This window comes from Paenibacillus sp. OK003, from assembly GCF_900109515.1.
GTDB lineage: Bacteria > Bacillota > Bacilli > Paenibacillales > Paenibacillaceae > Paenibacillus > Paenibacillus marchantiae.
Map to the genome: position 1 here is coordinate 198,711 of NZ_FOBD01000004.1, position 16,339 is coordinate 215,049.

The 16,339-nt window shown below is 47.0% G+C and carries 11 protein-coding genes; 10 read left to right on the forward strand and 1 reads right to left on the reverse strand.

Translation table 11 applies throughout. The features are described from left to right. Positions 1 to 81: 81 nt before the first annotated feature. Positions 82 to 3,231 (reverse strand): alpha-mannosidase, encoded by a 3,150-nt coding sequence (locus tag BMW94_RS07935; protein WP_090996698.1) that lies wholly within the window; start codon positions 3,229 to 3,231, stop codon positions 82 to 84. A gap of 232 nt (positions 3,232 to 3,463) precedes the next feature. On the opposite strand from BMW94_RS07935, the gene BMW94_RS07940 reads away from it, so the two are divergent. The 10 genes from BMW94_RS07940 (at position 3,464) to BMW94_RS07985 (ending at position 16,329) form a co-directional block, all read left to right on the forward strand. Beyond that, positions 3,464 to 5,296, forward strand: coding sequence for a cache domain-containing sensor histidine kinase (locus BMW94_RS07940; RefSeq protein WP_090996701.1), 1,833 nt, complete (start codon positions 3,464 to 3,466; stop codon positions 5,294 to 5,296). After that, positions 5,293 to 6,852, forward strand: coding sequence for a response regulator transcription factor (locus BMW94_RS07945; protein WP_090996705.1), 1,560 nt, complete (start codon positions 5,293 to 5,295; stop codon positions 6,850 to 6,852). Before BMW94_RS07940 ends, BMW94_RS07945 begins: the two co-directional genes overlap by 4 nt. Before the next feature lie 260 nt (positions 6,853 to 7,112). Further along, a complete protein-coding gene (locus BMW94_RS07950) occupies positions 7,113 to 8,042 on the forward strand; it encodes an ABC transporter permease (protein WP_090996708.1) in 930 nt (309 codons plus the stop codon). 22 nt (positions 8,043 to 8,064) lie between these two features. Next, positions 8,065 to 9,021, forward strand: coding sequence for a carbohydrate ABC transporter permease (locus BMW94_RS07955; protein WP_090996711.1), 957 nt, complete (start codon positions 8,065 to 8,067; stop codon positions 9,019 to 9,021). A gap of 58 nt (positions 9,022 to 9,079) precedes the next feature. After that, entirely contained in the window at positions 9,080 to 10,579 is a 1,500-nt protein-coding gene (locus BMW94_RS07960) for an ABC transporter substrate-binding protein (protein ID WP_090996714.1), read from the forward strand. Positions 10,580 to 10,961: 382 nt separating this feature from the next. Continuing rightward, positions 10,962 to 11,969, forward strand: a complete 1,008-nt coding sequence (locus BMW94_RS07965) for a zinc-dependent alcohol dehydrogenase (RefSeq protein ID WP_090996717.1) — start codon at positions 10,962 to 10,964, stop codon at positions 11,967 to 11,969. 12 nt (positions 11,970 to 11,981) lie between these two features. Further along, positions 11,982 to 12,809 carry a sugar phosphate isomerase/epimerase family protein gene (locus tag BMW94_RS07970; protein WP_090996720.1) on the forward strand — a complete coding sequence of 276 codons (828 nt, stop codon included), beginning with the start codon at positions 11,982 to 11,984 and terminating at the stop codon, positions 12,807 to 12,809. 166 nt (positions 12,810 to 12,975) lie between these two features. After that, complete coding sequence (locus BMW94_RS07975) at positions 12,976 to 13,407, forward strand: RrF2 family transcriptional regulator (RefSeq protein ID WP_167434680.1); 432 nt, start codon at positions 12,976 to 12,978, stop codon at positions 13,405 to 13,407. A 72-nt stretch (positions 13,408 to 13,479) separates the two neighbouring features. Further along, the gene (locus tag BMW94_RS07980; protein ID WP_090996725.1) at positions 13,480 to 14,349 is read left to right on the forward strand and encodes an aldo/keto reductase; all 870 of its coding nucleotides are present in this window, start codon (positions 13,480 to 13,482) and stop codon (positions 14,347 to 14,349) included. 483 nt (positions 14,350 to 14,832) lie between these two features. Then, positions 14,833 to 16,329, forward strand: a complete 1,497-nt coding sequence (locus BMW94_RS07985; protein ID WP_090996729.1) for a dockerin type I domain-containing protein — start codon at positions 14,833 to 14,835, stop codon at positions 16,327 to 16,329. Positions 16,330 to 16,339: the final 10 nt, after the last annotated feature.

Below are 16,339 nucleotides of genomic sequence, written 5' to 3' on the forward strand. Positions count from 1 at the left end.
ATCGACACGAAAAAAACCAGCAGGTCGCCCATCATCTGGGGACTTGCTGGTATCTTTGGTTAAGCTGCTACAGTTATAGGATTATACTCTCAGATCAATCTCAAACGTCTTGATTTCATAAGGTTCAAGAGCAAAGGTTATCGGTGTATCATTCAGGAGTTCGCCCTCCGGTACTTCCATAAGATTGCATTCTCTCCACGCGTGAATCCGTAGATCGCTTGTCAGTTCAAGCGTATTCATGCTGCCGGAATAATCATGGACGCGTAAAATGACACGCTCGGAATCCTCCGCCTTCTTAACTGCCGAAATCATGGCTGTGCTGCCGGACAAGGTGAACATGGAGCGACTTGGCTCCTCTGATACGCCCTGTGTATATCGAGCTGGAGCATTCAGAAGCCAGGCCTGCTGCACGGTTCCGCCAACGAGCCAATCTCCCTGATGCGGAAGAAGAGCATAGGTGAAGCTGTGCAGTCCCTGATCGGCATGTGGATCAGGGTGCGTAGCGCTCTTGATCAGGGTCAGACGCATGACGTTATCTTTAATGTCATAACCGTATTTGGAATCATTTAGCAAACTGACGCCATAACCTCTGTCGGATAGATCAGCCCATTGATGGCCAACAGATTCGAAACGCGCCCAGTCCCAGCTTGTGTTCCAGTGCGTGGGCCGTTTAACGTTACCGAACTGAATATCGTAGGTGGCTTCCGTAGAGCGGATGCCGACTGGGAAGGCAACTTTCAGCAGTTGCTGCTGTTCATGCCAATCCACCTCAGTGGCGTAATCGATTCGTCGCTGCCCGGTATATACAGTCATGTTCTGCGTAATCGTGGAGCCGAGGTATTCCCAAGCGAAGCGGATTACGGCCTGAAGCGGACCAGTCTCTACGACTTCAATGCTGGTGCATTTCGTAATCTCTCGCATATCCTCCTGATAGAAGATATCAATATCCCAGGCCTCGTGGGCAAGTGGTTTGTCCTCGAACACCTGAAGCACATTGCCTCTAGCGCCTTTGGCAAGCACCTCACGGTGTGACTCTTTATCGTAAAGGCGTGTCAACTGCCCATTCTCGTTCCACTCTAGCAGATAGAACGGGGTCTCAATCCCATTGGCTGTGTGTATGAATGGCGATTGCTCAGGGATATCGTGTACCGTACCACTCTGGAAGTGAATGGTGGTATACCCCAGCGAAGGAATATTATTCACCTCGACGGACCAACGTGCATCCTGGTATTGAGCATTCATGATCTCTCCAGAATCGCTCAGCCAAGTTCCCGTTTCCAATTCGCCTGATGGCGCAGGAATGCTCACGATTTCTGTAACGACCCATGGGGAGGAGTTCCAAATGGTGTACGTATGCGGAGATTCTCCGCTGCCAGCGATAGCCATCCGAGCCTGCGTGTCTACGTGACTGCCAATCTGCTCAGCTTCTGCATATTCAATTCTGCTATCCTCATACACCTCTGTGATGGAGGAACCGGGAATGATGTCATGGAACTGGTTGCGCAAAATGATTTTCCAACCCGCAGTCAGGGACTTCGCTTGATACAGGTTCCAGTCATTGTGCACAATACTTTGCAATGCATTCAGCCACTCCGCTTCGCGGTAAGCCAGCTCAAGCTTGCGGTTCATCCGTTTGTTGTACGCCTGACTGGTATACGTTCCGCGGTGATACTCCAGATACAGTTCGCCATCCCATGTATGGATGTACGAATCGGTTTTCTCCACCGTCTCCTGCAGCTTTTCAAAATAATCATCTGCGCGTCCTGTCTTGACCTTGGGCAGTCCGGGCAGTTGATCCAGCCTTCGTCTCATCTCCAGCATTTCGCGGTTAACGCCGCCTCCGCCGTCTCCGTATCCGTACGACAGCAGCAGATCCTGGTTCATCTCCTTATCGCGGTAAGCATCCCAGATACCCTTAACCGTCTTCGGAATGATTTTCCCGTTATAGGTATAGAACCAAGACCCCGGCTCGGACCAAGGCTCGGGTGTAGTAATGAAGTGGGTCAGCACCTCTGAGCCGTCAATGCCACGCCAGTGGAATGTATCGAATGGCATGCGGTTGTATTGGTTCCAGCTGATTTTGGTTGTCATGAACGTATGGATGCCGGATTTTTTCAGAATTTGCGGCAGAGACCAGCTGTAGCCGAAAACATCGGGCAACCATAGATATCGGCAATCCGTCCCGAATTCTTCTTTGAGAAAACGAGTGCCAATCAGCAATTGTCGGACCAGGGATTCACCCGAGGTCAGGTTGCAGTCAGCCTCCAGCCACATGCCGCCGCCCGCTTCCCAGCGACCTTCAGCGACACGCTCCTTGATGGATTCGTACAGTTCCGGGTAGTCCTCTTTCACATATTCGTACAATTGGGGCTGTGTCTGAAGGAAAACATACTCCGGGAACATCTCCATCAGGCGCATGACCGTAGAGAAGGAGCGGGCGCATTTCTCACGCGTATGCTTCAACCGCCACAGCCAGGCAACGTCAATGTGAGTATGGCCGATACAGGTAACGGTCACATCAGAGGCTTTGTCCATCGCATTCAGTCGGGAGCTCAAGTCATCCCTTGCGTCATGCACAGAGGAATAGAAGACATCGGACTTAGGCTGCGACCAATCGATCAGGCGGAAGGACTGTTGAAGCGCATGAAGCAGCTTTGTGCGTTCAGGTGCATGGGCATCCAGAATGTTGACCGTTTCCAGAATCGCCGATCCTGTAAATACAAGATCATCCACAGCTTCATCCAGCCAACACAGTTCTGCATGTCTGAACGTATGCGTCTGGTTGCGGGGCTGACCGCCACCTTCCAGACCGGACCATAAGCGGAAGACCAACTCGTTGGTGCTGCCTGCCGCAGAGGCTGGAAAGAACACTTCCTTGTGGTTGGAATCTACGCCTTGAAACGGCTTTCCATCCCAGTAGAACAGTGATTCAAAGCCGGAATTGTTACCACCCCCGGTATCGCCAAAATCAAACAGTCCGACAATCCGTTTATCTTCCCAGGAGGCAGGGAACTCGACTTTTGTACGCAGCCACAAATAGAGATCTCGACCGGACCAACTTTCTCCTGTATGCATAGGCTTCCAATGGCTATCGTCTCCCGGCAGGGCAGGGTTAATCTCTTCCCTGCGGTCTTCGCAGGCAAGAAAATGATTTAAAGGCAACCGATCCTGGTAACGCAGCTCGGATAATTCATGAATACGTGCTTGTAGTTTGTTTTCAGTAAGAAACATCGTTAAAAACCCCCAGTTCATTTTATCGGGGAGTGATTCATATATAGAGAGCATCCAAAGCGATTATGTATTACATAACTATTATAGGGGAATGCGCCCATTATAGCGCTTCCATTCGCTTTTGACAAATCAAAATATGGATTACTGATTCTGAGCGCTGGTGATTGTCGAATTTAACCAAACGGTGATACACTGAGTTGGAAATGGGTCTGGAGGAGGTGTTCAGGCGCGAATGTCCAGGATACGAACCATGTATAAGAACTACTTGAAGAAAAAAATGTTCAACAAAATCCTGCTGTTTTATTCCATGGTTATGGTCCTGTTATTCATCAGCATCTCGGTGTTGGCCTACCGCTACTATGAACAGCGAGTGGTACAGGAACAAATGGATGCCAGTTTGCAGGAGCTGGATATTGTCAGTATCAACCTGAATCAGCAGTACGAACGGCTGTATAATGCCGTGCAGCAGATTTATACCGACGCTATGATCGGCGATGATCTGAAGTATTTTTTGACTCATGAATACGAGGATTTTCTCAATTGGCGTCTGAATCAATATGCTTACAGCTACCGTACGGAGCGAGGGAACTTCGATTATCAATTACGTCTGCTGCTAAAGGATGAGGCTTCAATTGCAAATGTCGTGTTATACAGCACGGATCAGGATTTCTTCTATGTTCTTAATCGGGAGACTCAGCACTTTTACGATCATCCCAAGCTGTCTGCAGGGCATCAGGACTGGTTCCAGCAACTGAGGAGTGCACCTTGGCAGTACATGGGCAGCGAACCGCTGTTCGAAGGGAAAATGGATGATGAGCCTACTCCATATAGCTACGCGAATGTGCTCAAGGACTCCGTGACATTGAAGCAGTATGGTGCAATTATGTTTGAGCTGAATACAGACCGCATCAAAGAGCTTCTTCGAGACAGACCGGGCGGCAAGAACAGTCGGATCATGCTGATGACCGGGGAAGGTGAGGTGATTTTCGATTCGCAGGGCAAGTATGACAACACCGTCTACCCGTATTGGGGAAAGATGAATTTGCCGGAGGATTGGGTGGATCTGGAGGAACGCTCCAAGGTGCAGCTGCTGAATATCGGGAATACGGGCATGGTCGTGGCTTCTATTATTCCGGAGTCGCACATCAAACAGAGCCTTCAGGCGATTCGTTTCAGCCTCATTGGGATTGTGATTCTGTGCATCATGATTAGCATCGCGGTGACGTTCACCATCATCCGCCGTTATTCCAAAAAAATTCACAGACTCGTGCTTTACATGCGGCGTTGGCAGGAGGGTGATCTGAGTAAACGGATCGAGATGGAGGGGGAAGATGAGCTGCAGCAGATTTCGCAGAGATTCAATCATATGTGTGATCGGCTGGAGTCTTACATAGAAACAGTGTATGTGTCAGAGATCAAGCAAAAGAACGCTCAGCTTGTCGCTTTACAAGCCCAGATCAATCCCCATTTTCTGTACAATACGCTGGAAAGCATCCGCATGAAAGCCATCAGTATGGGAGCCAGGGATGTTGGGCAGATGATCTACATTCTTGCCACGATGTTCCGTCATTTGATCAAAAAGCAGACCCATGTAACCTTGGCGGAGGAAATAGAGCTGTGCGGCATGTACCTGGCTTTGGTCCAATATCGGTATGAGGACAAGCTGCACGTGGAGACCCATATCGAGAATGCAGCGGCGGGAAGCATGGTCGTCAAGCTGCTGGTCCAGCCGATTATTGAGAATTACATTGTGCATGGTTTTCGTACGAATGATGATGGTAACCGGATCTCCATCACAGCCGAAGAAGAGAACGACGTGATTCGTATCCGTGTAAAGGATAACGGAAAGGGGATTTCCGCGGAGAGATTGCTTGAACTGCAACATGGGTTGCATAAGGGCGATGAAGCTGCTGAGACATCTGACCGATCTTTGGGTCTTAAGAACGTGCACGACCGCATACGTCTGAATTATGGCAGTGATTATGGTCTGCACCTGAACAGTGCGGAGGGCGAAGGATGTGAGGTGACCATCAGCATTCCAGTTACAAGGGAGGAAACGGGATGAGAAGTGTAATGTTGGTCGATGATGAGCCGCTTATTGTCAAAGGAATGCAAGCGATCATTGATTGGGATCAGAATAACATGCAGATTGCCGGAACGGCATGCAATGGGTTGGAAGCGCTAGCAATGATGGACGAGGTTCCTGTCGATCTGATTATTACGGATATCATGATGCCGCAAATGACCGGACTTGAACTGATCCGGGAGACTAAAGCGCGCAATCCATATACCAAATTCATTATTTTAAGTGGTTACGAAGAATTCAAATATGTGCGGGAGGGCATCTCACTGGGGGTTGAGAACTACCTGCTCAAGCCAGTCAATATGGATGAACTGGAAGCGACCATCAAGCATATGCAGCGGGATTGGGAGCACGAAGAGATGCGCCAGATTCAAATGGATCAGAGCTGGAGGATTCTGCGCAACAATATTTTGCAGCGGTGGGCGAACGAGACCATTGACGCCAAAGAATTCCGTGAGCGTGCGCAGATGCTTGAGATTCCCATGAACAAATCCACATATTGTGCGGCTTCTCTAAGGATTGTAGGAGATGACAAGGGGGATGATCCCCAGATGTATCTGCCGGGAATTGCTGAGCAGTGTGAGCAGATCGGGAACAAAGGCCTCCCGGATGGCTGCGGTATCATCTGTTTTCCTGATCAGAACGGAGACATCATGCTGCTGTTCGTTTCAGCCGGTACGGAAGGTAGTGATGAATGGCAGCTTCAGGCACTCACCAAAATGAAGCAAGCGGTTGCTGAGGACACAGGTGCACGTGTATGGGGGATCATCGGTCAATCCGAGTCGACCTATCTGGGTTTTCCGAAGAGCTGCAAGTCCGTAAAGCTGTGGCTTCAGAATCATTTGTTTATGGATTGTAATACCTTCATCATGCAAGTGGAGAACGAAGAAGCTAGCAATCAGCATCAAGAGAAGCCTGGGCCAGCGATGGAGCAGTTCCACAAGCTGCTGCGGGATGGGGAAGGTACTGAAGTGGATCGATTCATCGACGAATTCTTCATTGTTGAGGGTAAGGAACCCTGCCTCCCGAGAACACCGTTCTTCAATTCTGCGATCCAGCTTATGCTGGCCGCCAAGGAACTAGAGAAAACGCCTGACTACGGAGACATTTTCGGACCCCTGTCCAGAATTCATACGCTCAACAAACTGAAACAATTGGTCAGAAAGGTTGTTCATCGCACGCTGGATACATATCATACCGCCGAGAAAACGTACAGCCCGCATATCATGGCTGTGCTGGAGGTGGTGAAAAATCACTATCAGGATGAGCTTTCACTTAAGACACTCAGTCAGAGGCTGGAGCTTCATCCGAACTACCTCGGCCAATTGTTCCAGCAAGAGGTTGGTACCACCTTTTCTGATTATGTGAACCAGTACCGAATTGAGCGTGCCACTCATTTGCTGTTATATTCGGACAAAAAGACGGCAGAAATAGCGGGCGAGGTGGGCTATTGGGACTCCACATATTTTTACAGACAGTTTAAGAAATATGCTGGCGTTTCTCCTACGGAGCTGCGCTCGATCTACATGAAAAAATAAGCCGGGGGCTCCGGCTGAATGAAGACACTCCCCATGTGGGGGTGTCTTTTTTGTTATGCAATGAAAGCACGATCTTTAATTAATCCATCAATTTATTGGGTTTTTCAACTATCTCCAAATTGGTAGCGCTTGCATAATGGAGGTAGGAGTGAACGAGGAAATCCAAAGCACCAAAAGGGCTTAGATCCAGTGTTGATTATAGGGGATTAATGCTGGATGCAGCTAAGCGATAATGAACGAGATTATAAGGAGGGACAGCCGTGCAGGGCATCTTCAAAAGTCTGATGAAGAACAAGGCGTTTCTTCTGCTGGTACTGCCGGGAGCAGCTTGGTTTATCATTTTTGCCTATTTGCCAATGTTCGGAACGATTATTGCTTTTAAGGACTTCCGGATACATCCGGGCGGATTTCTTGAAAGCGTTCTAAAAAGCGAATGGGTTGGGTTCAAGAACTTTGAGTTTCTGTTCTCCACCAGTGACGCCTATATCATCACACGTAATACCATTCTGTATAACCTGGGGCTGATCTTTCTCGGGTTGGTGCTCGCGGTGACGCTTGCGATCATCATGAACGAACTGTTGAACAAACGGCTGGCGAAGATTTACCAGACCGCTATGTTTATGCCTTATTTCCTGTCATGGGTTATTATCAGTTATTTCGTCTTCTCGTTTCTGAGTGTGGAAAAGGGTGTGTTCAACCAGATCATCATGTACTTTGGTGGAGATCCGGTCAGTTGGTACAGTGAGACAGGGTATTGGCCGTATTTTCTCATTCTGCTCGGCCTGTGGAAAGGTGCAGGTTATGGCAGTGTAGTGTATCTGGCAGCAATCGCAGGTATCGATCGTTCTTATTATGAGGCAGCGATGATCGACGGCGCTACGAAGTGGAAACAGATCCGGTACATAACGCTGCCACTGCTTAGACCGCTAATGATCATCCTCACCATTCTGGCGATCGGGGGGATCTTTCGTTCCGACTTTGGACTGTTCTATCAGGTTCCGCGGGACTCTGGTGCGCTGTATCCGGTCACCAATGTCATCGACACCTTTGTATACCGCGGCTTGACCATTATGGGTGATACGGGAATGAGTACAGCTACAGGATTGTATCAATCGGTTGTCGGTTTGATTCTTGTCCTGCTGGCAAACTATGCTGTGCGTAAAATTGAAAAGGATTATGCCGTATTCTAGGCTGCGGCAAGGGGGTGCTTCCATGAGTAATTTAAGCGAACCGGTAAAGCGGGCATCTGCCCATACGAGGAGGACCGGAAAGAAATCGAAAGATTTGAATGCCATTTCGCCTTTATCTAATGTGATTTTTAATATAGCTATCGGTCTGTTTGCCTTATCTTGCATCTTTCCGTTTCTGTTCATCGTTATCATCTCATTTACCGATGAGAAGACGCTGGCGATCAATGGCTTTAAGTTATTCCCTGAAGTCTGGACGCTGGATGCCTACCGATTCCTTATGGAATCCGGACAGCAGATGGCCCAATCGTTTGGGGTTACCTTAACGGTGACGGTTGTCGGAACCGCGCTGACACTGTATTTGGTCACCACGTATGCGTATGCCATCTCACGCAAAAATTTTGCGCAGCGTCGGTTCTTCAGCTTTTTGGCCTTCTTCACCATGCTATTTTCCGGCGGTCTCGTTCCCAGTTACATTGTGGTTACGCAGGTGCTGCACTTGCGGGATTCGATCTGGGCGCTGATCCTGCCGTCAATCATGAACGCTTTTTACATTATCGTTATGCGTACATTTTTCACGACCACTGTGCCGGATGCGGTTATCGAGTCGGCCAAGATCGACGGAGCTACTGAATTCGGCATCTATACACGCATCGTACTGCCGATTTCGTTGCCGGGCATTGCGACTATTGGATTGTTCAGTACATTAGGATTTTGGAATGACTGGTTCAATGCGCTGCTCTATATCGACAATGCGAATTTGATTCCACTCCAGACATTGCTGATTCGAATACAGAACAATATGGACTTTGTAGTACAAAACAGCAGCCGGGTTGTGTCCTATGACATTGCCTCGACACTGCCAACGGAGACCGTCCGCATGGCGATGGTAGTCTTGGCTACACTGCCGGTTGCGCTGGCGTATCCGTTTTTCCAAAAGTATTTTATACAAGGCTTGACCATTGGTTCGGTCAAAGAATAAGTCTGGTTGTGCCTGCCCTCAAAGGGCAGTAACAATAACATTGATAAGGGGGATACACATGAAGACAAGAAAAATCGCTCTGCTCATGGTTACATTACTGCTTGCTTTTTCTACTGTTCTAGCAGGCTGCGGCGGCAGTAATACCAATGATACAAGCGGGAATGCGGCATCTGGGGGAGAATCCAGCGATAAGGACACGGTAAAGCTCAAGGTATATCTGATTGGTGGTCCACAGCGCGATCTGCCAATGGTGCAGGAAGAAATGAACAAATACTTAATGGAGAAAATAAATACAACCGTCGACATCACGATGATTGACTGGGGTGATTATTCCAAACGTATGCCAGTCATTACCGCTTCGGGCGAAAATTATGATATCGCTTTCACCTCTTCCTGGGCTTATGACTATCTGCCAAATGCCACCAGAGGAGCATTCCTGCCAATCAATGATTTGTTGGATAAGTATGGTCAGGGCATTAAAGAGCAGCTTGATCCACGATTCCTCACAGGATCGCAGATCGATGGCCAAAACTATGCTGTGCCAGTGAACAAAGAGTTGGCTTCGCAATGGGTATGGCGCTTCAACAAGCAGTACGTTGATAAATACAACATGGACATCACCAAGATTCGCACATTAGAGGATCTGGAGCCTTACCTGAAGCAAATTAAGGACAATGAACCAGCCGACATTACTCCGCTGGCTGTTCCGAAGGGCTTTAAGCCTTATCTGGCGTTCGACTTCCTGCTCGGTGACGAATTCCCGGTGGGTATCAACATGAATGGTGACACCGGTAAATACGTTAATGTGCTGGAATCCGAAGAGCTGAAAAGCTCGTTAAAAACCATCCGTAAATACTATCAGGCTGGTTATCTGCGCAAGGATGTAGCAACACTGGAAGGCATCGACAACATCAAAACAGGCAAATGGTTTGTTGACCGTGAACAGACGCAGCCGTACGCCGAACTGGGATGGTCCAGAAGTGCGGGCTATGATATCGTGACTACACCGATGCAGGATCCGGTTATTTTCACTGGTTCGGCAACAGGCGCTATGCATGCAATCTCGGCGAACTCCAAGAACCCGGAACGGGCCATGATGTTCCTGAACTTGCTCAATACCGATCCATATCTGCGTAACCTGATCAACTACGGTATTGAAGGTACACATTACAAAAAGATTTCGGATAATGTTATTGAGGATCTGCCAGCAATGAAGGACGGATTCCAAATGCCTGGCTTTGCACTGGGTAACCTGTTCCTGACCTACATGCACAAGGAAGATCCAGCAGATAAGTGGGAAGCGTTCAAGGAATTCAACAATTCCGCGAAGGTTGCTCCGAGCTTTGGCTTCAACTTCAATCCTGACCCGGTGAAGACCGAAGTGGCTTCCATCTCCGCCATCGTGAAGGAATTCTACCCATCCATCATGACGGGGGCTGTTGACCCGGATGAGCATCTGCCGAAAGCAATCGAGAAGTTGAAAGCGGCAGGTCTGGATAAAGTGATTGCAGAAGCGCAAAAGCAGTACGACGAATGGAAAGCTGCAAATCAAAAATAAACCTGAAATAAAGAAGACAGGGAAACGTCTGTCCGGCTTGGCGGGCGTTTCTTTTTACCCTGATTGGATTGTCGTTATGTATAGCTGTGAAATTAGCAAAAGAGGAACCATGCGCCCGATCCGATTTCTATTACGGCTGGATATCCTTGAAGTATCCTGTCTTCTAATGAGTGTGCCGCATTGTATCAGACTACGACTGAATAGGATTGAATTTGAGGCTCACAGATCATTGGATCTTGCGAGTCTTTTTACGTTTATGCTGGATTCACTTGCAAAGGATATGAAATCGTTGTTTTAGATAAAAAATCGGTTTTGCAATCAAAGACAATGCGAATGAAAAGTCTTATATTGTAGTTAAAAAGATAAGAAAGGAGTGAAGGTGATGAAGAATAGAAAGATCATGTTTGCTCGTCCGCTGCAAGTGGAAACGGTAGAAGAGGATTTTATTTTGCCAGCCCTAGGTGAGAAGGAAGTATTGGTTAAATTGATCTATTCCCTCATCAGTCCGGGGACGGAGCTGGCCATGTTATCGGGAAAAGAGGAGTGGGCCAAGCTTCCCGTATGTCCGGGGTATGCAAGTGTAAGTGAAGTGATCGAGGTGGGACAGGGTGTACACCATGTTCAGCCCGGGGACGCTGTATTCCATTATGGTCAACATGCTGAATATCAAGTGGTATCCACAGATCATGTTTTCATCAAGGTACCTGAGCATTTGGATTTGAAGTGGGTTCCCTTCACCCGTATGGCAACGGTGGCATTCACCTCCGTTCGTGTATCCAATATTGAACTTGGGGACGTTGTTGGCGTGACGGGGCTTGGATTGGTAGGGAATTTGGCGGCCCAATTGGCACGCCTTCAAGGTGCAACTGTGATTGGCGTGGACCTGTCACCAGAACGAATCCGAACTGTCCAGACATGTGGGGTTGACTATACGCTTCATGGCGGAGAAGATAAAGTAAAAGAAAAGATACTTGCCATAACGAATGGAGCAGGTGTATCCACCCATATTGAGGCGACGGGTGTACCCAGTGTTGGTGTTCAAAGTCTGGAGTGGATCGGGAAGCTGGGAGAGATTATTTTCCTGGGTAGTCCACGAGGCGAATATAACACGGATGTCACCGATATATTGAACTACTGCCACCTGTATGGACGAGGCTGCATTACGTTTAAGGGGGCACATGAATGGCGCTTCCCGGTTGAGCCGAACGAATTCGTGAAGCATTCCCTGGTGAGAAATTCGAACATTGTATTTGAACTGATGTTAAAGAACAAGCTGCATATCGAACCATTGATCAGCCATGTGATGAAGCCGGAACAAGCGCAAGAAGCATATGAGGGACTGAGATTGAATAAAGACCAGTATAACGGTGTACTATTTGACTGGTCCTAGGAGGAGATTGGGATGATTAGAGGGTTAACAAGAGCAGGCTTAGGGAACATCGAGTCCAATGAACAATATATTACGAATGCTGCAAAATACGGATTTCAGTCTGTAGATTTGAATCCGCTCTCATTGATTGAAGAGGTTGGCAAAGAACAGGCCAAACATCTGCTCAAAAGCAATCAGGTGATCATCGGTTCATCCGATCTGACCGTGGACTGGAGAACCACAGATGAACAATTTCGTGAAGGACTTCAATCGCTGGTTCAAATGGCAGAAGCCTCCGCTTCGTTGAACTGTTACAGCTGTTGCACCTATATTTTACCTTCCACAGATCAGCCAGCAGCATCATTTATGGCGGCAGCTACCAAACGATTGAGATTGTGTGCAGATATTCTGGACGCCTATGGAATAAGGCTGGGCCTGGAGTTTGTGGGTTGCCATCATCTGCGCACTCAATGGAAGAATCCATTTATTTGGAGTGTGGAGGATACGCTTGACTGGATCGAAACCATCCATGCTCCTAATGTAGGTTTATTGGTGGATTCCTATCATTGGCATACAAATGGATTAAAGATTGAAGAGGTGTTGGATCTTAAGAAGGAACAGATTGTCCATGTTCATATCAATGATGCTTATGATCTGCCCATAGAAGAATTGCTGGATCATGAGCGGTTATACCCTGGCGAAGGAGTAATCGATCTGCAAGGTTTCTTGAAGAACCTGAAGGCGATTGGTTACACGGGCGTTGTATCTCAAGAGGTGCTGGCGCCAACGCCAACCCTTGATTCAATTGAATTGTTTGCCAAGTCCAAAGCAGGCTTCGATAAAGTGTTTGCCAATATATAAAAAGGATCAGTGAGAAGGCAGTTGGGAGGAATACATGTGTAAGGTATCACTCCCAGTAAATATGTAGCCATGAAATCAAGGATAGAGTGGGAATAGAATGATAGTTGCTAACTAAATATAAAAGATATATAGTATGTTCAGAAAAGAAATAGTTAGGATGAAGACCATGGCATACTCTACAGCCTTATCACAGGGAATCTCGATTCTGCTCTATATTCACGCTCTATCCGAGGAGAACTGTTCGAATTATTTGTCCACCAAGTTGATATCGGAGCAGCTAAATATTCCGGTTCCTACGACGGTAAAAGTCATTCGCAACCTGAATAACGCCAAACTGACAATGGCCAAAGAAGGTGCCAAGGGCGGCATATTGCTTGCTCAGCCTTTATCGGAAATCACGATGTTGGATGTATTCCTGGCGGTTGAACCCGGCAAAGACTTGTTTAAAGTTCATACCGATGTAACACTCCAGGGACAAGACGTGGATGACGTGAAACAAAAAGTCGTTCATCATCTTGAAGGCGCGGAGATCGCCATGCAGAATTATTTAAAAGACATACGGTTAACCGATCTGTTCCATGAAGAGAAGAAGGGTTAACCCCTTTTTTGGGATTTAACTAGATATAATATATATTTAGTATATTTCGTTTTTTTGAGAGGAGCAGTCAAAATGAATTTGCATACTAAAGTGGTTGAAGCCAGAAACGGAGTTTCTATTCCCCAACTGGGTTTTGGGGTTTACAAAATAACGAAAGAAGCAGAATTTACAATAGCGACTCGCGAGGCCATTCAGGTCGGATACCGACATTTTGATACTGCCCGAATCTATGGGAATGAGAAAGCGCTGGGAGCAGAGATCCGGCATAGTCCAATTCCGCGCGAGCAATTTTTCATCACGTCGAAAGTCTGGAATACGGATCATGGCTATGAAGCGACCCAGAAAGCTTTCCAGAAAACGATAAACAAGCTGAGTGTCGATTACCTCGATATGTATTTAATCCATTTTGCTTCGCCCAAGTATATCGAAACGTGGAAAGCCATGGAGGAATTATATGAGGAGGGCAAGATCAGAGTCATCGGGGTCGCGAACTTTGAGATTGAGCATCTGGAAGAATTAAGGAAGCATGCGAAAATCTTGCCGATGATCAACCAGATCGAGACGCACCCGGAATTTCCGCAGAACGAACTACGTGCCTATATGGATCAACATCAGATTTTGCATGAGGCGTGGGGTCCACTGGGGCAGGGCAATAAAGTATTATTGCATCATCCGATATTGAAGGAAATCGCTGATCATCACCATAAGACGGTGGCTCAAGTGATTTTGCGATGGCATCTGGAACGGGGCGTTATCCTGATTCCCAAATCATCCAATCCAAAGCGGATCAGAGAGAATAGTGAAATCTTTGATTTTAAGCTGTCGGCTGAGGAAATGGAAAAGATCAGTCGTCTAAACTCGGGTAAGAGGTATTCGATCCATCCGACAGGTTATATTGTGAATCCGATTTTTAATGTGTTGATGAAACTTTTTATTCGGTAGAACGAAGCAATCCATCAGTTGCAATGGAATATCTAATTTTTATGAATAAATCATTAACGCTAACTAGGGGATGTCCCATACGTCATGAATATGACAAGGGGCATCCCTTGTTAGCGTTATTTTGTTCGAATGAACCTGAGACACGCTATTCGCTCCCATTTGCCCGGAGCTGAGATCTAACGAATCACAGAGACCTTATTTCGTCGATTCGGTCGATTTTTAGGTTTTGACACCGTTTTATGACGAAATAGCGTGAGTGAGGTTCGTTAAATCTTGCAACCGTTGATGATCCGCCTTTTAAGATGCGGTAGGTTCGTTAGTGCTTGGAGGGAGCAGCAATTCCTTTTTGAGACAGCCCCATCGTTTTTTTATGAGAAAAAAATCCCCTCCTTATTCTATTGGTTCTAAGGTGTTCAGTGATTGTTAAGAGCTGCTTAGTATATTGAAACAGAACGTCATCAGAAAGGTTAAGGAGGAGAACATTTGAGTCTATACATTGGAAGGGGTGCAAGAGTGAAGTTTATACGATGGACTGTGCTTGCTCTTGTCATTACATTACTCACAAGCGTGGGTTTTTCATCTTCATCGGCATTGGCCGCATCAACACCCATTTCATTAAGCCAACCTACAGATATCGAGTTGTATAAGACGGATGATGGGAAAAGCGAGATGCTGATCGCAGACAGCGGCAACAATCGGGTTATTCGAGCTACAGCGGAAGGTGAAGTGCTGTCGACCATGGAGGTCAACCAAGTAACGGCGGTCACGATGGGGAAGGATGGACTAATCTATGCAGCCGAGTCGGGTGCATCCTTACAAATCCATATTTTTAACCCGGATGGTACAGTAAACGCACCATCTATCGACTTAAACAATAAAGATTGGATGAGATTTGGTCAAGGCGCGGATCAAAGGTATATCCGAAATGTCATCAGATTTAAACAATACAACAAAGAGGCTATAGGTGTTACCTATAGCGAGAACAATTTGGTGAATAATGCAATACAGAAAAATACTAAATTTTCTTATACTAACCTGGACAACTCAGGAGGTGGAAGCACGTTGAATTTAAAAGAGTATTCCAGTGTAATCTCCGGTACGAACGAGGCTGGACAAAATGCTTGGTATTCCTATGCTAATGGAGTCTTTATCTACCCTTTGGTTAGTATACAGAATTCAACAGACAAGCTTGCAGATCTGACACTGGATTTAGTAAACAAACGTTTATACGTTGTGAGCGAGAATCAGATCATGCAAACGGGCTATGAAGGCTTCGAATATCCTAACACTCCTGTTCTGAGCACTTGGGTAACTGGAAACGAGGCATATCCGATTGATCTCAGTAATCAGATTGCTTTTGAACCAGAAGGTGACTTGTATATGGCTGATACAGCGAGAGACCGGATTGTTGTATTCAGTGCAGACGGAACTTCTGCTCGTATTCTGGGTCTTAGCCAGGATGATACCCCTAAGCCGGCTGCGGGCGCATTTTCCAAAACAGTTATCAAAGGGCTTCCGGTATCCTTTACATCCACGGATTTCACCAGTAACTATGCCGACCCAGAGAACCGGTCTATGACGGACATTCGCATTTCATCTCTGCCTGACAGCGGCAAATTGCAGTTGAACGGCGTTGATGTCGTGAAGGATCAGGTAATTCCTGTCGCAGAGTTGAACACATTGGCCTTTGCTCCTGGTTCAGCTTTTACAGGGATCAAGACAACGTTTGGCTGGCAGGCCAAGAATGGAGTTGTGTTTTCGGATAGAGCGGATGTAACGATCATGCTGCGAATTAAAGGTGATGCGAATGGAGACGGTGTGATTACACCTGCAGATGCCTTATTGGTGAATAAATATATCAAAGGTTTAATCAAGTTAACACCTGGTCAGATTGAAGCATTGGACATGAATGATGATGGTGTACTGGATGCCCAAGATTCAGCCCTGATTATGGGCGTTTTCTTGGGGATTAATTCATAAAATTAAGAAG